The sequence below is a fragment of the Bradyrhizobium betae genome, assembly GCF_008932115.1.
In the GTDB taxonomy this organism is placed as follows: Bacteria; Pseudomonadota; Alphaproteobacteria; order Rhizobiales; family Xanthobacteraceae; genus Bradyrhizobium; species Bradyrhizobium betae.
In genome coordinates this window covers 5,136,899-5,154,347 of the sequence record NZ_CP044543.1, presented here as the reverse complement: position 1 = coordinate 5,154,347, position 17,449 = coordinate 5,136,899, and the positions used below count along the sequence as shown (strand labels likewise).

The 17,449-nt window shown below is 64.2% G+C and carries 16 protein-coding genes; 3 read left to right on the top strand and 13 right to left on the bottom strand.

From position 1 onward, the window contains the following. Positions 1–13: 13 nt before the first annotated feature. From F8237_RS24680 to F8237_RS24665, 4 genes are all read right to left on the bottom strand, one after another. Entirely contained in the window at positions 14–1,009 is a 996-nt protein-coding gene (locus F8237_RS24680) for a chlorophyllide a reductase iron protein subunit X (RefSeq protein ID WP_151648738.1), read from the bottom strand. Beyond that, on the bottom strand, positions 1,006–1,947 hold the full coding sequence (gene bchC, locus F8237_RS24675) for a chlorophyll synthesis pathway protein BchC (protein ID WP_151648736.1): 942 nt from the start codon (positions 1,945–1,947) through the stop codon (positions 1,006–1,008). Before bchC ends, F8237_RS24680 begins: the two co-directional genes overlap by 4 nt. A gap of 87 nt (positions 1,948–2,034) precedes the next feature. Continuing rightward, entirely contained in the window at positions 2,035–3,243 is a 1,209-nt protein-coding gene (locus tag F8237_RS24670; protein ID WP_420837970.1) for a methyltransferase, read from the bottom strand. Between the two features lie 5 nt (positions 3,244–3,248). After that, on the bottom strand, positions 3,249–4,115 hold the full coding sequence (locus F8237_RS24665) for a polyprenyl synthetase family protein (protein WP_151648734.1): 867 nt from the start codon (positions 4,113–4,115) through the stop codon (positions 3,249–3,251). Between the two features lie 103 nt (positions 4,116–4,218). On the opposite strand from F8237_RS24665, the gene crtD reads away from it, so the two are divergent. Further along, positions 4,219–5,754, top strand: a complete 1,536-nt coding sequence (gene crtD / locus F8237_RS24660) for a 1-hydroxycarotenoid 3,4-desaturase CrtD (RefSeq protein ID WP_151648732.1) — start codon at positions 4,219–4,221, stop codon at positions 5,752–5,754. Between the two features lie 47 nt (positions 5,755–5,801). After that, positions 5,802–6,614, top strand: a complete 813-nt coding sequence (locus F8237_RS24655) for a hydratase (RefSeq protein WP_338025203.1) — start codon at positions 5,802–5,804, stop codon at positions 6,612–6,614. 12 nt (positions 6,615–6,626) lie between these two features. Here F8237_RS24655 and F8237_RS36450 read toward each other — a convergent pair whose 3' ends face one another. The 6 genes from F8237_RS36450 to F8237_RS24630 all read right to left on the bottom strand — a co-directional run bounded on the left by F8237_RS36450 (position 6,627) and on the right by F8237_RS24630 (position 12,271). Then, entirely contained in the window at positions 6,627–6,773 is a 147-nt protein-coding gene (locus tag F8237_RS36450) for a hypothetical protein (protein WP_167527486.1), read from the bottom strand. Between the two features lie 63 nt (positions 6,774–6,836). Beyond that, positions 6,837–7,739: an oxygen-dependent coproporphyrinogen oxidase gene (gene hemF, locus F8237_RS24650; protein WP_151648730.1), complete on the bottom strand. Its 903-nt coding sequence runs from the start codon at positions 7,737–7,739 to the stop codon at positions 6,837–6,839. A gap of 10 nt (positions 7,740–7,749) precedes the next feature. After that, positions 7,750–8,808 (bottom strand): phytoene/squalene synthase family protein, encoded by a 1,059-nt coding sequence (locus F8237_RS24645; protein ID WP_151648728.1) that lies wholly within the window; start codon positions 8,806–8,808, stop codon positions 7,750–7,752. Continuing rightward, positions 8,805–10,349 (bottom strand): phytoene desaturase, encoded by a 1,545-nt coding sequence (locus F8237_RS24640; RefSeq protein ID WP_151648726.1) that lies wholly within the window; start codon positions 10,347–10,349, stop codon positions 8,805–8,807. Before F8237_RS24640 ends, F8237_RS24645 begins: the two co-directional genes overlap by 4 nt. Positions 10,350–10,405: 56 nt before the next feature. Further along, complete coding sequence (gene bchO / locus F8237_RS24635) at positions 10,406–11,302, bottom strand: alpha/beta fold hydrolase BchO (protein ID WP_151648724.1); 897 nt, start codon at positions 11,300–11,302, stop codon at positions 10,406–10,408. 9 nt (positions 11,303–11,311) lie between these two features. Beyond that, on the bottom strand, positions 11,312–12,271 hold the full coding sequence (locus tag F8237_RS24630; RefSeq protein ID WP_151648721.1) for an alpha/beta fold hydrolase: 960 nt from the start codon (positions 12,269–12,271) through the stop codon (positions 11,312–11,314). Between the two features lie 69 nt (positions 12,272–12,340). Here F8237_RS24630 and hemE point away from each other — a divergent pair, with 69 nt between their 5' ends. Further along, a complete protein-coding gene (gene hemE, locus F8237_RS24625) occupies positions 12,341–13,432 on the top strand; it encodes a uroporphyrinogen decarboxylase (RefSeq protein WP_151650651.1) in 1,092 nt (363 codons plus the stop codon). On the opposite strand, the gene F8237_RS24620 is transcribed toward hemE, so the two are convergent. Genes F8237_RS24620 through hemC form a run of 3 tightly spaced genes read right to left on the bottom strand, consistent with a single transcriptional unit; the run spans position 13,429 to position 17,204 of the window. Next, entirely contained in the window at positions 13,429–15,186 is a 1,758-nt protein-coding gene (locus F8237_RS24620) for a magnesium chelatase subunit D (RefSeq protein WP_151648719.1), read from the bottom strand. The genes hemE and F8237_RS24620 overlap by 4 nt on opposite strands. Next, on the bottom strand, positions 15,183–16,205 hold the full coding sequence (gene bchI, locus F8237_RS24615; RefSeq protein ID WP_151648717.1) for a magnesium chelatase ATPase subunit I: 1,023 nt from the start codon (positions 16,203–16,205) through the stop codon (positions 15,183–15,185). Before bchI ends, F8237_RS24620 begins: the two co-directional genes overlap by 4 nt. A 9-nt stretch (positions 16,206–16,214) precedes the next feature. Beyond that, complete coding sequence (gene hemC, locus F8237_RS24610) at positions 16,215–17,204, bottom strand: hydroxymethylbilane synthase (protein ID WP_151650650.1); 990 nt, start codon at positions 17,202–17,204, stop codon at positions 16,215–16,217. Positions 17,205–17,449 lie beyond the last annotated feature (245 nt).

The window sequence follows — 17,449 nt, the reverse complement described above, 5'->3', positions numbered from 1 at the left end:
CATCGTGCTGCGATCATGCCGCGTCGTAGACGACTTCGAGGGACGGCTTGTCGACGACCGACTTGCCGCACATATCCTCCATGGTCGCGGGCTCGAGCACCACGCCGCGGCCGACGACTTCGCCCTTGAACAGGCCGAGCAGACCATCCTGTGTCAGCGGCGCGGGGCGCACCGGCGGCGCCAGGCCGACATTGGTGGCGAGCTGCTCGAAAAGAGAACTCCATTGCCCTCCCGGCAGACCGATGATCTCGTAATTCGCGCTCTTCTTGCGGATGTCGTCGTCGGCCGGGATCGCCGCAAGGACGGGAATGCCGACGGTCTTGGCGAATGCGGCCGCCTCGCCGGTGCCGTCGTCCTTGTTGATGACCATTCCAGCGACGCCGACATTGCCGCCGAGCTTGCGGAAATATTCGACCGCCGAGCAGACGTTGTTGGCGACGTAGAGCGACTGCAAATCGTTGGAGCCGACGACGATGACTTTCTGGCACATGTCGCGCGCGATCGGCAGGCCGAAGCCGCCGCAGACCACGTCGCCCAGGAAGTCGAGCAGCACGTAGTCGAACCCCCACTCGTGGAAGCCGAGCTTCTCCAGCAATTCGAAGCCGTGGATGATGCCGCGGCCGCCGCAGCCCCTGCCGACTTCGGGGCCGCCGAGCTCCATCGCGAACACGCCGTCGCGCTTGAAGCAGACGTCGCCAATCTTCACTTCCTCGCCGGCGAGTTTCTTCTTCGACGACGTCTCGATGATGGTCGGACAGGCGCGGCCGCCGAACAGCAGCGAGGTGGTGTCGCTCTTCGGGTCGCAGCCGATCAGCAGCACTTTCTTGCCCTGCTGGGCCATCATGTAAGACAGATTGGCGAGCGTAAAACTCTTCCCGATCCCGCCCTTGCCATAGATCGCGATGATCTGGGTTTCCTTGGTCGCCGGCGTCGTCACCGGCGCGTCCGGCTCGATCGATGCCTCCGCCCGCAGAGCGTCCTTCATGTTGATGGTTGGCACGACATTCATGAGAGCGAACTCCAGTTCAGGACCATTTTCAGGCACGCCGGATCCTCGAACGCGACGCGATAAGCGTTCGAGGCATCCCGGGCGTCGTGGTGGTGGGTGATCAGGCCGTCGAGCGAGAGGCGCCCCGATTCGATCAGCGTCTTGATCGCGACGAGATCGGATGGCTGCCACTCGGCGACAACGCGAAGCCGCGCCTCACGCATGAATGCGGGCGGAAACGCAAAGGACAGTCGCTCGCTGTAGAATCCGGCCAGCACGATCTCGCCGCCGGGCGCGATACGGCCAATCAGGGAATCGAGCAGGCTGGCATCGCCGCTGACATCATAGATGCTCTTGTAGTCGCGCCGCGTATCATGCTCGGGATCGATCACACCGTAGTCGACGGCACCGCCGACGCGCGCCGGATTTTTCTCCCACACGGTCGGCGGCTCGTTGCGAACCGCAAGTGAGATGCGCGCCAGCAGCCGCCCCAGCACGCCGTGACCGACGATGCAGTCCGGTGCCGAGGCTCCCCGCGCCGCGATGGCATGATAGGCCGTCGCCGCCAGCGCCAGCAGGATTCCACGTTCGCCGAGATGTTGATCGAGCGGGACCGCACGCTTCGCCGGCACCACCAGTCGCGAAGCGGAGGCGCCGAACAGGCCGCGGACCTCGCCGAAACATTTCGCGCCGGGAACGAAGACCCGCTGGCCAGGATGCAGGTCCGTGGCAGATCCCGCTTCGACGACATGCCCGACCGACTCGTAGCCGGGCACCAGCGGATATCCCATGCCCGGGAACGAAGGCATCCGGCCCGACCAGAGCAGCCTTTCTGTGCCGGTGCTGACGCCGCTCCAGTCGACATCGACGACGACGTCGTCGGCGGTCGGAGGAGTCAAAGCCAGCCGATTGAGCTCGATCTGCTCCGGCTGCTTGAGAACTACCGCGATGGTCTCCATCGCCCCACTCCGATCTTGGCGGAAGCCGAGAGGACTCCGTGACTGTCATGCTAGACTTACATTTTTGACTGTCAAGTTTGATTAACGTCAATTTCGCTTTTTCGCGGTGATCACGCTCGCCAACATCGGCATCGCGACCGGCCGCAGCGCAATATCGATAAAGCCGGCCTCGGTGAGCATGTCGCGCAGCCGCACGAAGGTCCGGGGGCGGCCGCTGCCCATCGCCAGCAGATAGAAGGCGAAATAGGCGTCCCCGATCGGCTCGGCGCCGCGGACGCCGGAAATGGGCTCGGCGATCAGAAGCGTGCCGTCCATCGGCAGGGAAGAGTGAACCGCGCGCAGCAGGGTCATGATGTCGGCGTCGTCGTGATCGTGGATCACCCGCACCAGCGAAACGATATCGGCGCCTTCGGGCAGACGGTTCGCAAGGAAGCTCCCGCCAATTGCGACCGCGCGTGATGACAGCCCCTCCGCACGAAAACGTTCGCTGGCCTGGTCGGCCACTGCGGGCAAATCCAACAGCACGCAGCGCAGTTTTGGTGCCTGTGCCGCGACGGCGACGATGAAGGAGCCGTCGCCGCCGCCTATGTCGAGCAGGCAGCGATGTCCGCGGAAGGAATAAGCCGACAGCACCTGCTGCGAGATCATCGGCTGCGACGTCGCCATCAATGCGGTGTATGGCGCGATCGCGTCACGCGACAGATTGGCGGCCTTGCGATTGCTTGCATAAGGCCAGTAAGCGGCGAGCTGCCCCGCCCCGACGTCGCCGCGCAGCAGCGCGATCGGATCCTTCAGGTCGTCGTACAACATCGCATGATGCTCGATCATGGCGACGACGCCGGGATTGCCCCGCAGGGCTGCGCCGAGCGACCCGAGACCGTAACGGCCGTCGCTGCGACGCTGCAGCAATTGCAACGAGGCCGCCGCATCGAGCAGCATCAACATTGCATCGGCCGGCAACGGCACAAGCAGAGCCAACTCTGCCGCATCCAGCGGGCCATCCGCCAGTTGATCGAACAGCTTCAAACGGACGCACGCGAACAAGACCTGCGAATAGACGAAGCCGGCACAGAGATCGAACAACGCGCTTGCCCGACGCCGCGCGATCGGCCGCGTCAGAGCAAAACTCCCTGCAAATCGCTGGAATCCCGGATTGGCGAGGATCGAATCCCGCCAGCCCAGCAGGCGATCATACAAAGACGGTCGCGACACACCGGGACCCGGAACTACGACATTCACAGCGCGCGACACCTCGGGTGTCTCGCTGCCGCCATCACGATGCGTGATCGCGGCCATGGCGGCTACGCAGCGAACTGGGCAAGCTTGGCTGGCACCAGGCGCCTGGCTTCCGAGAGCATGAGCGAACGCAATTCGGCGCCGTTGGGACACGGCGGGATCGCATCGATCGCGCCGCGCACCAGGTCATGCAACCGGTAGAGCGCGCCATCGAGGCCGAGCTCGATCACCGCGCTCGGACGCCCGAGCGCGAGATCGCGGCCGACGGGCTTGCCGATCTCATCTTCCTCGGAGGCCGCGTCACGAATATCGTCGGCGACCTGATAGGCCTCGCCGAGCTTCTCCCCGACCATCCGCCACGGCTCGCAATCGGCGCCGGCCGACGCGGCGCCTGCGACCGTTGCCGCGGCGAACAATGCGCCAGTCTTGGCGCGGTGATAATGCACAAGATCGATCTTGTCTTCGCATTCCCAGGCTTGCCCCGCGACGATGCCCGAGGGAACGCCCACAGATCTGGCCACCGTCAGGGTGAGCGTCGCCAGCCGCTCCGGCGTGCATTGAAGACGCGCCAGCGTCTGGAATGCGAGCACAATCAACGCATCTCCAGTGAGAACCGCGAGCGGCTCGCCGAACGCCTTGTGCACGGAGGAACGGCCGCGCCGCGTCTCCGCCGCGTCGAAGCACGGCAGGTCATCGTGAACGAGTGAGGCACAATGCAGAAGTTCGAGCGCTGCGCCGGCAGCCTCGGTGGCGGCGGGATGGTCCTCGCCGCAGGCCGCTGCAACGCTGTGGCAGAGCCTTGGCCGCACGCGCGCACCGCGGGGAAACACCGCGTAGCGCATCGCCGCCGCCAGCCGGGGCGGACAGCCGGGAAGCTCGGCCTGGCCAATCGCGTCGTTGAGTGCCCGTTCGATCCGGCTGGTGACGTCCATGGCAGGCTCCCGTGCTTGACACAAGGAATGTCAATTTTACTTGTCTATCTGAGTGTAAATAAATATAGACACATGTCAATCGACAACCGGGAGCGGTGCCAATATGCCCAGAGATCGTGTTGTCGTCGTCGGCAGCGGCGTCGCGGGGCTGGTTTCCGCCTTCGCGCTCGCGGCACGCGGACTGGACGTCACTGTTCTCGAACGCGCCGCCACGCCAGGCGGCAAGATGCGGCAGATCGCGATCGGCGCCTCGCTGATCGACAGCGGTCCGACCGTCTTCACGATGCGCTGGGTGTTCGATGAACTGTTCGCGGCGGCCGGCCGCAATTTCGCGAACCATGTCCGCCTGCGCCCGCTGGATATTCTGGCAAGACACGCTTGGGAGCATGCCCGGCTCGATCTGTTTGCCGATCAGGAACGCACGGTCGACGCGATCGGGGATTTTGCGGGCGCAAGTGAAGCTGAGGGATATCGGGCCTTCTGTCGAGATACTAAGCGCATCTACGAGACTCTCGAAAAGCCTTTCCTGCGCGCTTCGCAGCCGAGCATGGGCGGACTGATCGGTGCCGACGGCCTTCGCGGGCTGATACGCCTGCCTCAGATCAAGCCGTTCTCGTCGATGTGGTCGGCGCTGGGGCGATACTTCGCCGATCCAAGGCTGCGACAATCGTTCGGACGGTACGCGACCTATTGCGGATCGTCGCCGTATCTGGCGCCTGCGACGCTGATGCTGGTCGCGCATGTCGAGCGCGAGGGCGTTTGGTCCATCGACGGCGGCATGCAAGCGCTCGCGAAAACGCTGGCGGATTGCGCAAGCTCCTTTGGCGCCGCGATCCGCTACGGTGAGGACGTCAGCGAAGTTCTGATCTCCGGTGGACGCGCAAGTGGCGTCAGGCTCGCAAGCGGCGAGCACATTGCGGCGGACGCCGTGATCGTGAATGCAGATGTCGGCGCCGTCGCGGACGGAGCGTTCGGCGCGCCCGCCCGTCGCGCTGCAGCGGCGATCCCGCTTCGCGCCCGCTCGCTGTCAGCCATGACATGGAGCGTCATCGCAAAGCCGGATGGCTTCCCGCTGCACCGGCACAACGTCTTTTTCTCGAGCGCCTATGCAGCCGAGTTCGACGACATTTTCGCCCACGACCGGCTGCCGCGTGAGCCGACGGTCTATGTCGGCGCCCAGGACCGCGACGGCAACGATATCGCGCCGACCGGTCCCGAGCGATTTCTGGTCCTGGTCAATGCGCCCGCAAATGGCGACCGGCATGTCTACGAGGCAACGGAGGTGGCACAATGCGCGCAGCGGACATTTGGCATGCTGGAGCGCCGCGGTCTGCGAATCCAGCCGCAAGCGGAGGCGATGCAAGTAACGACGCCAGCGGATTTCAACCGGATGTTTCCGGCCACCGGCGGCGCGCTTTACGGCCGCAGCTCGCACGGATGGACGGCCTCTTTCCAGCGTCCGGGTGCACGAACCAGAATTCCGGGCGTGTACCTGGCGGGAGGCAGCACGCATCCGGGCCCGGGCGTGCCGATGGCGGCCTTGTCGGGCCGATCGGCAGCAGCCAGCCTGCTCGCGGACCTGACTTCTCGCGGATCGTTCCGCCAAACGGCTATGCGTGGTGGTACGTCGACGCGCTGAGCGACGACGGACAAAACGGCATCACCATCATCGCTTTCATCGGCAGCGTGTTTTCACCGTATTACGCGTTCGCACGGCGCAACGGACCGGCCGATCCGCTCAATCACTGCGCCGTCAATATCGCGGTCTATCGAAGCGGCGGCAATCGTTGGGCTATGACGGAGCGGCCGCGCGGGGCGGTCAGCCGCACGACGGACACGTTCACAGTGGGCCCAAGCCATCTGTCCTGGGACGGCAAATCGCTGACGATCAACGTCAACGAAATTTCGGTTCCGATTCCCGGACGCCTGCGCGGCACCATCCGGTTAGTTCCAACCGCGATCACTCAGCAGGCCTTCTTGCTGAATGGGGAAGGCAATCATCAATGGTGGCCGATAGCGCCATGCGCACGCGTCCAGGTGCGACTCGATCATCCGCGCCTGAGCTGGCAGGGTGACGGCTATTTCGACATGAACCATGGCGACGCACCGCTGGAGCAGGGTTTTGCCGACTGGCAATGGTCGCGTGGCACGATGCAAGACGGCACGGCGATCCTTTACGAAGCGAAGCGCCGCGACGGCAGCAGGGTCGACCTCGCCATGACCTTCGATCCCAATGGTCGGATGCAGGCCTTCGAGCCGCCGCCGACGGTTGACCTGAGACGCACGGGCTGGCGCGTCCGCCGCAGCATCCACAGCGATGGCGCCGCCAAGCTCGTCAAAACGCTGGAAGATGCTCCGTTCTATGCCCGCTCGGTAATCTCGGCAAAGTTGTTCGGCGAGCCCGTGACTTTGATGCACGAAAGCCTCGCGCTCGATCGCTTCAAGATGCCGGTCGTGCAGGCCATGCTGCCATTCCGTATGCCTCGCGCATTGCGGTAGCAAGGGATCGTGTCAAGGCGACTGCGTCCCGTTGTGCTGCTTCGCGCGTTCGGCTGCCTTCTGTCTGTCGAGCCGTCGGCAAACCAGTTCGAGGATGCCCCAGGCCAAAGCGAACATGAGCACCACGAAGAACTCGATGAAACCAAGATAGCTGTCCATGATGTCGCCACGCGCAGCTCTTCGGAGCTGCTGCTCCAACGCAGAATTGATCTCAGTCGATGGCTACGCCCAGCTCACCAGCGGCGGCATCGAGCTCAAAATGGTCTCGATGTTACCGCCGGTTTGAAGTCCGAACATCGTGCCACGGTCGTACAGCAGATTGAACTCGACATAGAGTCCACGGCAGGCGAGCTGCTGCGCCCGCTCGGCTTCCGTCCACGGCTCCATCATCCGCCGGCGTACGATCCGCGGATAGACGTCAAGCAAAGCAAGTCCAACGGCGCGCGTGAAGGCAAAATCCTTCTCGAAGTCGCCGGTGTTGAGATGATCGTAGAAGATACCGCCGACGCCGCGCGCCTGACCGCGGTGCGGGAGGAAGAAGTAGGTATCAGCCCACGGCTTGAACTTGCCGTAATAGCTGAGGTCGTGAGTGTCGCAGGCGCACTTCATCGCGGCGTGAAACGTCACGGCGTCCGGCGCGTCCGGAGCTCGCTGTTCCGGCAGCATCGGCGTGAGATCCGCACCACCGCCAAACCAGCCCTGTGCTGTCGACAGAAACCGCGTGTTCATGTGCACGGTCGGCACCCGCGGACTGCGCGGGTGCATGATCAAGCTGATGCTGGTGGAGACGTAATCAAGTTGAATGCCGTCGCCCGGGAGCGTTTTGGCCATCTCAGGCGTGAGCGTCCCGTTGGCCGATGAGGTATGAATACCTATCTTCTCGAACAGTCTCCCGCCGCTGAGAAAGCCGCCGGTGCCACCGCCACTGCCGGTCGCGCGCTGCCACGGCTTGTAAGTGAAGGTGGCGGGCTCCCCCGGAAACAGCTCGGCCGGCGCCTCGCGCTCCAGGAGCTCGACCTCCGCACAGATCTTGTCGCGCAGCGATTCGAACCAGACTCTGGCTTCGGCCCGCTGCCGTTCGGCGAGACCGTTGCCGTCGTCCCGGATGGGCTCGGTCCCGTGCATCTGGTCTGCTCTACCGGTAGGAGGCCGTACGTTGCAGCTGATCGCGGCGTTCGAGCCGCTCGAACAGGTCGATCACCCAGACCACGCGGTCCTCGATCGGCCGCCGCCGTGGCTGTGCGTTTTCGCGCAGCGGCGTTGCCGCCACGGCCTCGACCAGGAAACGGGTCTCTTCAACAGTTGCGGTTTGGACAACGGGATTTTGCGCAGGCGCCCATTCCGTTTGCTGTAACAGCAGCGTTCGCGCCAGAACCGCGAGCTTGCGATTGGTCGAAACGACCGCACGCCGCGACACCGAATCCAACCCACCGCGCTCCACTTCGCGGCCGATCTCCGCATAAAGCGCGCGGGCGGCGTAAATGCCTGGGCGGCAGCTAAGCGGCAAATTGGCAATCCCGAGGGTTGCGCGGGAATAGAAAGCGTCAGCCGCATCCAGCAGGCGCCGTACGATGGCCGCGATCTCCGATGTGAAGGACGGATTTCGCAGCCACGTGTCCGGATCGATTCCCCCCTCGCGAAGCCACGACTGCGGCAGATAGAGCCGGCCGGCACGGGCATCTTCGCCGACATCGCGGGCGATATTGGTGAACTGCATCGCGACGCCGAGATCGCAGGCGCGTGCAACGATCTCGGGAGCACGCTGCCCCATGACCAGCGTCATCATCGCTCCGACGGCGCCCGCAACCCGTGCGGCGTAGGCCGTGAGATCCTGCAACGTCTCATAGCGGCGAACCTCCGCATCCCAAGCCAGCCCTTCGAGCAGGGCTTCCGGCAGTTCGCGGGGAATACAGAACTTGGTGACGACATCGGCGAACAGGCGATCCGCAGCAAGGTCCATCGGCTGGTGTCGATAGGCCCGATCCAACCGCTCCCGCAGCCGCGCCACTGCCGCGGCGCGGTCGTTGCCGAGATCGACAGCATCATCGGCCAAGCGACAGAAAGCGTAGAGCGCGATGGCGGGATCGGCGACCCGGCGCGGCAGCACCTTCGAGGCGGCATTGAAGGTCCGCGAGCCACCTCTGAGCAGTGCGCGGCAGGCAGCCATATCGACGGGATCGAGTCGTATCGTCATGCGGTCACCAGGCTTGCAAGGTGTGAGGCATCGGGCACCAGGGAATCCAGAACGCGCGCCGAGGAGAGCACGCCGGGCAGGCCCGCTCCGGGATGCGTGCCGGCGCCCACCAGATACAAATTTTCGATATCTTCGCTCTTGTTGTGCGGACGAAACCACGCGCTTTGCGTCAAGATCGGCTCCAGCCCGAAGGCCGCGCCGCGAAACGAGGAGAGCCGGTCCTGAAAATCCTGCGGCGTCAGCATCCGCGAACTGACGATCTCATTCTCGAGACCGGGCAGCATGGTCCTCGAAAGCTCGCCAGCAATCGCCTGGCGATAATCTTCGGACACCACGCTCCAGTCGGTCCCGCTTTGCAGATGCGGGACGGGTGAGAGCACGTAGAACGCGTCGCAGCCGTCGGGCGCGAGGGAGGTATCCGTCGCTGTCGGGCGATGCAGATACAGGCTGAAATCGTCGGCAAGAACCTTGCGTTCGAAGATGTCGGTCAGCAATCGCTTGTAACGCGGCCCCAGCAGGATCGTGTGGTGCGGCACCTCATCGTATCTGCGGCGTGTGCCGAAGTACCAGACGAACAGGCTCATCGAATAACGCGCGCGTTCGATGCGCCTGTCGGTCCAGCGCGATCGCGCCGATGCAGGCACCAGATGCCGGTAAGTCCATGCGGAATCGGCGTTTGACACCACAACATCGGCGGCAATGGTCCCGCCCGAAGCCAGCTGTACGCCGCGCGCAACGCCGTTGTTCACAACGATCTCGCTGACCTCCTGGTTGCAGCGGAGACTGCCACCCTGCCCCTCGATCAGCCTGACCAGGCCATCGACCAGCCGCCCGGTGCCCCCAAGCGCAAAATGCACGCCCCAGCGCCGCTCCAGAAATGCGATCAGGCAATAGATCGAGCTCGCCGTGAGGGGGTTGCCGCCGATCAACAACGGATGAAAGCTGAACACGACACGCAGGCGCGGGTCGCGGAAGAATTTCGAAACCAGCGAGTAGACACTACGATAGCTCGACAGCCGCAGCATCTCAGGCGCGATCTTCGCCATATCCGTCCATTTGCTGAATGGCACGTCGCCGAGCCGCTCGAAGCCGACCTTGAAGATCTCTTCGCTGGCTTTCATGTAGGCGTCGTAGCCATCGACATCACCTGGCGAAAATCGCGCGATCTCGCCACGCATCGCACCGGCTTCGCCGGAATAGTCGAAATGCGATCCGTCCTGGAAGCGGATCCGGTAGAAGGGCGACACCGGCACCAGCGTCACGTCGTCGGACATCTTTCGTCCGCACAGCTTCCACAATTCCTCGAACAGAAACGGCGCTGTGACGATGGTTGGTCCAGCATCGAAGGTGAAGCCGTCCTGCCGGTAGACGTAGGCGCGGCCGCCGGGCGCATCGAGTTTTTCGAGAACCGTGACGCGATAACCCTTGGCGCCGAGCCGGATCGCGGCTGCCAACCCGCCAAAGCCGCTGCCGATCACCACCGCATGCGGCTGGCGATGCGGTGTTCTCAGAGCCGGTTGGACGGAGGTTGAATCCAGCATGAGGCTACTGTAATTATTTATTGACAGTTGCCTAGCCTGAAAGTGTATATTCTAATTTACATTTCTTGAGCCGCTTTGCCGGCCGCGTTAGCTTGCGCATATTTCAAGATGAGCTGCGCGATCAGTTGCGGCTGCTCCTCGTGCGCGAGATGGCCGAGGCTGGGCAGTCGCTCGATCACGGCGTTTGGAAGAATCTCGCGAACCTGTCGCGCGACCTCCGGCGATATCGATCGATCATTGGTGGCGGCCACCAACACCAACGCCGTCTTCAGGCGTGGCAGATCGTGCAGCAGCGGTTCGAGTTTCCAGTTCGCCATCATCCGCAGTGCGGCCGCGACATGCGCGGGGTTCCGCACCAGCTTGCGATAGAGCGCAATACCATCCTGATCGATTGTCGAACCGGTGTTGGCAATCAACCGCTCGACCGCGCCGGCATGGGAGGCCTGCCAGGCGAACACGCGCGGCACCAGCGGATTCATCACCAGCAGATTCGCCAGGGGCGAGAACAGATGGTTGGCGATGCCGCCGAACGGCATGAAGGCGCCGTTCAGGGCGATCAGCAGGCGCGGCGCCATGAGGCCGGCAAGACACATGCGCGCCGCGATCGCCGCCCCTGCGGAATGACCGACCGTGATCTCCGGCTTGACCTCCAGCTTGCGCAACAGCGCGCCGAGATCCGCCGCCATGCCCGGCAGCGACAACCGGTGTGACGGCGGCGGTTGCGTAAATCCGTGTCCCGGCAAATCCGGGGCGACCACCGAGAAATGCTCGGCCAGCAGCGGCAACAATTCGCGCCAGGAATGCGTTGCGGCCCCGGTGCCGTGGATCAGGAGCAGCGATGGCCCCTCGCCCATTCGCTGCACATGCCAGCGGATCCCGGCCGCTTCGACGAACACACTGGCATTCCGATTGGGCCAGTCCGTACCATCGCGGCTCCACACGAGACCGGACACGACAGACCCCTATGCGCGCGATGCCGACGGCACGCCAGCAAGGAACGCATCGTAGGCCGCAATGAACTCGGCCTCGGCTTCGAAGTGCGGCATCGCACCGGTCTGAAAAACCTGGATAGTCCAGTTCGGACGACCTTCGACCTGCGTCTTGTTGGCATAGTCGACGAAATCGCCGCGCACGCCGTGGCTCATCCAGACCGGCAGGGTCAGCGAGTGATAGATGCGGGTGATGTCCTCGCTGAACAGGAATCCCGACACGAAATAGTAGGGCGCATGCTGTGCGCCGGGCTGGCGTGTCGTCAGATAGTCGTATTCCAGCAAGCCCTCGTCGATATCGCGCGAGCCCCAGGTCTTGTTCAGGAAGTAGCGAATTCCGGTCCGGCTGGTCAGCAGCCTGAAGAAACCTTCGCTCCACAAGGGAAACTCGAACAGCGCATGCAGCCAAGGCTTGCCGCGCGTACCGTCGCGCCATTTCGTGCTCTTGTCGCTGCTCCTGAAGCCGGTGGGACTGACCAGGGCTGCGCTGCGAAACGCCAGCGGCTCCTCGGTTACGGCACGGGCGAGAAATTCCGACGACAGCGACACCGCCAATGCATCAATCGGGTCGCGGCCGTGATCGCTCTGGATTTCTCGCACCGCGATCAGAATCGCGTCCGTCATCATGCGGACGGTGTATTCGCGTTTCCCCCGGTCCGAATGACCGAAGCCCGGGAGCTCCAGAGCGTAGACCGTCCGGCTTCTGCGGTAGTGTTCGTAGAGCGGCTTGATCTCATAGGCAGAGCCCGCGGCATTGATGCTGTGAATGAGCAAGAGCGGTGGGAATTTGCCAGGAGTTTCCGGACTGGCCGAATAGTAGGTCAGCCTCCCAACCGAACTGCCGATCTCGTGACGCTGGCCGGAGACCGGCGCGGGCAATTCGCCCGCGCCACGCGACGCGGCGCGATTCATCGCCGGGGCGGCTGCGCTCATCGCAAGTCTCCTTCTTCAAAGCGGATCGCATCTCGCCGTGGCCAAGACCGTAACAGCAGTGTATCAGAAATGACAATCATAGTTGTCGATCAATATCGGAAACGCCGCTTGACACAGACCCCGCCCGTCAAACCCTTTCTCGAAGTGCTTTCCGGCCGGCGGCAGCCAGTTCCACCGCTCTGGATGATGCGACAGGCCGGCCGCTATCTGCCGGAATACCGCGAGGTTCGCGCCAAGGCCGGCGGCTTCCTCGATCTCTGCTTCACGCCTGAGCTCGCCGCCGAAGTGACGCTGCAGCCGATACGCCGCTTCAACTTCGATGCCGCGATCATCTTCTCGGATATTCTCGTTGTCCCCTATGCGCTCGGGCGCGATGTCAGGTTCGAAGTCGGCGAAGGACCGCGGCTCGATCCCCTGGACACACCGGACAAGGTCGGCACACTGGCCTCGACCGGTGATTTCACAAAACTCGAGCCGGTGTTCGAAGCGCTCCGTCGTGTGCGCCACGAGCTCGATCCCAAGATCGCGCTGATCGGATTTTGCGGCGCACCGTGGACGGTCGCGACCTACATGGTCGCGGGACACGGCACGCCAGATCAGGCGCCAGCGCGGATGATGGCCTATCGCCATCCCGAAGCGTTTGCGCAGATCATCGACACAATCGTCGGTAACTCTATTCACTACCTGCTCGGACAGCTCGCGGCAGGCGCCGACGTGCTGCAGATCTTCGACACCTGGGCCGGTGTGCTTCCGCCGTGTGAATTCCAGCGCTGGTCGGTTGAGCCGACCAGGCGCATCGTCCAGGGTGTCCGCAGGCAGGTGCCGGACGCAAAGATCATCGGCTTTCCACGCGGCGCTGGCGCGTTGCTGCCTGGCTATGTCGAGGCAACCGGCGTCGACGCGGTCAGCATCGACTGGACGGCGGAACCGTCGCTGATCCGTGAAAAGGTTCAGAGCCGCGTCGCGGTGCAGGGCAATCTTGATCCACTGGTCCTGATCACGGGCGGTGACGCGCTGGATCGCGGAGTTGATGATGTGCTCGTGAATTTCGCGGGGGGCCGGCTGATCTTCAACCTTGGCCACGGCATCCAGCCGGAAACCCCGATCGCGCATGTCGAGCAGATGGTGAAGCGGGTCCGGGCCTATAAGGCATCGCTTTAGCCGACGCTCGCGAGCACGGCCTTTGACAAGGTCGCGGCGTCCGCGTGCGGCAGCGGCAGATAGCGCGCGCCCATCTCCTTGGCGATAGCCTCTCCTGAAATGCCGGGACGCGGCGACGTATCGACCAGGACAACTGCAATACCGGCGCCGCGCAACTGCCGCGCCGCGTTCATCGCGTCGTCCTCGGCACGCGGACGCCCCTGTCCGCCATCGCGCGCAATGTTGGCGCGGCCGTCGGTCAGGACGATCACTGTAGGCGTCTGTCCCTTGCGGCGGATCGAATCCGACAGCATGAAAGCCGCATCGAGTCCTGCGGCCAGCGGCGTGCCGCCACCGCCCGGCAATCCTGCAAGGCTGCGCTTGGCGCGCGCCAACGAACGGGTCGGCGGCAGCAGCATTTCCGCGGTACTCCCGCGAAACGCAATCAACGCCACCTGGTCGCGCCGGATATAGCAATCCGCCAGCAGCAATTCGACCGCACCCTTGGCTTCCGCCAGCCGATGCAATGCCGCAGACCCCGACGCATCGACCACGAAGATCGTGACCGTTTCCGTGCGCTGCTTGAACCGCGAGATGCGGAAGTCATCCTTGCGGATCAGAATGCGGGGCCGGGATTCCGCAGCCGATCCCGCTGCCTCACGGTGCCGCAAAGGTTGCCATGGCGCCGCCGCGCGCAGGGTTTCGATCACGTTGAGCCTGGCGCCGGCACGCAACGCGCCGCGCAGCACACCGGCCGGCCGGCCACGCTTGCCGGATTTTTGCAATGCGCCGGCCTTGCCGGAGGAACGACTGCGCGATCGTCCCGCAGCCCCCGCACGAAGCGTTGCCAGCACATCCGGTGGGATTGCCGCCTGCACTGCGGCAAGAATGACCTCGTCGAGCGCGCGATCGATGTCGGAGGTTTGATCTTCGCCACCGGACTCATCAGCCTCGTCTTCGATCGGCGGCGGTGGCTGCTCCGGTTGGGCCTCTTCACCCGCTGGCGGAAACACCAGCGCGCGGGGCGCCAGCACCAACCGCGCAGCCAGAGTGAGATCCTCCTGTTCGACTCTGGAATGACGCGCGAGCGCGGCACTTGCGCAGGCGATACGCAGCGCCAGCATTGGCGCACGCAACGAGGTGATCCCAAGCGCTATGGCCGCGGCACAGAGTGCCTCGATCTGGGCCGCCGTGGCCTTGAGGGATGGCAGCTTCGCGCGTGCCGCCGCTGTTTCTCCGGCATAAGGAGCGAATTCCTCGGCGTCACGGATGCCGATTGCATTGAGATCGAGGTGAAGCGCCAGACGATCGCACAGCGACGCCGGCGCGAATTCATCCTCGAGGCCTTCGTCGATGGCGATGACACCGAAACGCGCAGGCATCCGAAGCGACAGGCCGTCGCGCTCGACAATCGTCTCCCCGGCGTCCATCGCGGCCGTGACATGCACCGTCATTGCTGCGGACAGCCGTTCGGCCATAGCCAGCATGATCACGCCGCCGTCGGATTCCGCCAGAAGGCCGCGTTCGGCAACGGGCCGACCCGCCAGCAGCGTCGCGTTGAGGTCCAGCCCACCGAGCAGCCGGCCTTCGGCGATATTCAGCGGCACCTGCTTCACATTTTCGGATCGCGGCAGTGCCGCACGAAGCACAGCGAGCCAACGATCACGCACCGGGCTCGCGCGGGATCTCAACAACACGCCGCCGGTCCCCGGCGGGTCCACGGCGAACAAACGCGCCGCGGTCACCGCGTCGGACCAGACGGCGGCGCCGGTCATCCCAACACCTCCGATATCGCGCGATCGACCCGTACCGAGGAGCCGGCATCATCGAGCGGATTGCGCCGCAAACGATGCCGCAGGGCCGAAGGCGCGATCCGGCGCAGGTGATCGTCGGTCACGGTCTTGGCGGAGTCGAGTGCCGCGAGCGCACGGGCCGCGCGCATCAAGGTCAGTTCGCCGCGCAAGCCGTCGGTGCCGAGCGCCATGCAGAGCTTTGCGGCGCGCTCGAGCGTCACATCGGGCACCGAGACTGAGGAGAATTTCTCCCGCGCTCCGATGATCTTCTTGCGAAGCCTGGCCTCATCCTTGGCCCATTTCGTGACAAAGGCCGCGCTATCGGTCTCAAAGGCGTCCCGGCGCCGCACGACCTCGATCCGGTCCGCGAGATTGTCGGGTGTCTTCACCTCCACCGACATGCCGAAGCGATCCAGCAATTGCGGGCGCAACTCGCCTTCCTCGGGGTTTCCCGTCCCGACCAGCACGAACCGCGCCGGATGGCGTATGCTCAAGCCCTCTCGCTCGACGACATTTTCACCGGAGGCGGCGACATCGAGCAGGAGGTCGACGAGGTGATCCTCCAGCAGATTGGCTTCGTCGATGTACAGGAACCCGCGATGCGCGCGGGCCAGCAGTCCCGGCTCGAACGCTTTCTCTCCGCGCGCCAACGCCCGTTCGAGATCGAGCGCACCGACGACGCGATCCTCTGTCGCGCCCAGCGGCAGATCGACTACCGGAACAGGCACTTGCGCAGATTTCAGCGCGCCGCTAGCTGCGCGAACACGACACTCCTCGCAAAATTCCGCCGGCCGGTCCGGATCGCAATTATAGCGGCAGCCGACAACGACCTTCATCTTCGGCAGCAACGCCGCAAGCGCGCGGACCGCCGTGGACTTGCCGGAGCCGCGATCGCCAAAGGCCAGCACGCCGCCGACCTTGGGATCGACCGCGACAATCAGCAGCGCGAGCTTCATCTCGTCCTGCCCGACAATCGCGGAGAATGGAAACGCTGTTGCCATGCTATGCCTTCAATGCGCCGGACGCGTTCGCGCGATGATATCGGCCGCCCCCTTGTGAAGCAGCTCGAGGCCGACCGCGCGCCCGAGTTCGCGCGGACGGTCTGCAGCCCCAATACGGGTTACCTCGATGAATTGACCTCCACGCGCTTCGTCCAGTACCGAGGCAGTGAGCCTCATCCGTGAACCGTCGATCGTCGAATATCCAGCGATCGGCGAATTGCAGTGACCGTTGAGAACCCACAGCACCTCCCGTTCCGCCTCGCAACTCAGATGCGCCGCTGGATCGTCGATCAAGGCGAGATATCTCCGCGTGGGCCAATCGTTGACTGCGCACTCGACCGCGACGATCCCCTGCCCCACCGCCGGCAACATTTCCGAAGGCGACAGCTCGCAAGCCATGCGATGGCCTAGTCCGACCCGTTCGAGCCCAGAGCGCGCCATGATCAAAGCGTCAGCCGGCCCCACCTCACCGCCTCCGGGCAGGCGTTGCATCTCCCGATTGTCCAGCTTGCGAACTCTGGTGTCGGCCGCACCGCGAAAATGGATCACCTCGATGTCCGGAAACAACCTCCGCGCATAGGCGGCGCGCCGCACGGCGTTGGTGCCGATCCGGTAGCCCTTGCCGCGCGAACGCCTGATGTCCTCGATAGAGACACCGGGCCGCAACACCAACGCGTCGGTCGGCGGATCGCGTGGCAGTGTCGCGCCGATCACGAGCCCGGGCGTATCCTCATTGCCGGGCATGTCCTTGAGCGAATGCATCGCGGCGTGAAGCCGGCCCGACGTCACCGCGGCGCGGATTTCGGCCACGAACGCGCCGCCCTTGCCGCCATGGACCAGGAGCTTGCTGGTCTGATCGCTATCTCCGGTGGTCTCGAACCTGACGATCTCGACTTCCAATTCGGGCGCGGCATTGGACAGCCGCAGCGCGATATCCTCGGTCTGGGCCAACGCCATGACGCTCTTGCGCGTGCCTATCCGCATCGAGACTGCCACCATCACGCTCCAACCCGCAGCCGCGCGACGCTCCGCGGCGCGGGCAGAGATTAAGGCCAGCCGTTGCCGGAATGCAAACCAATGCCAGCGTGCGGTGCACACCCGACGATCCGGACAAAGTACCGCAGCAGATATACGAGCCAATCATCCGGCGTTTCACGGCGCGCTGTATTTTTTTTGCCAAGGCGAACCGGACGTCTTCCGGCTTCTGCCCGGCACGACGGAGTGTTACTCGTAGCGCAGCGGCC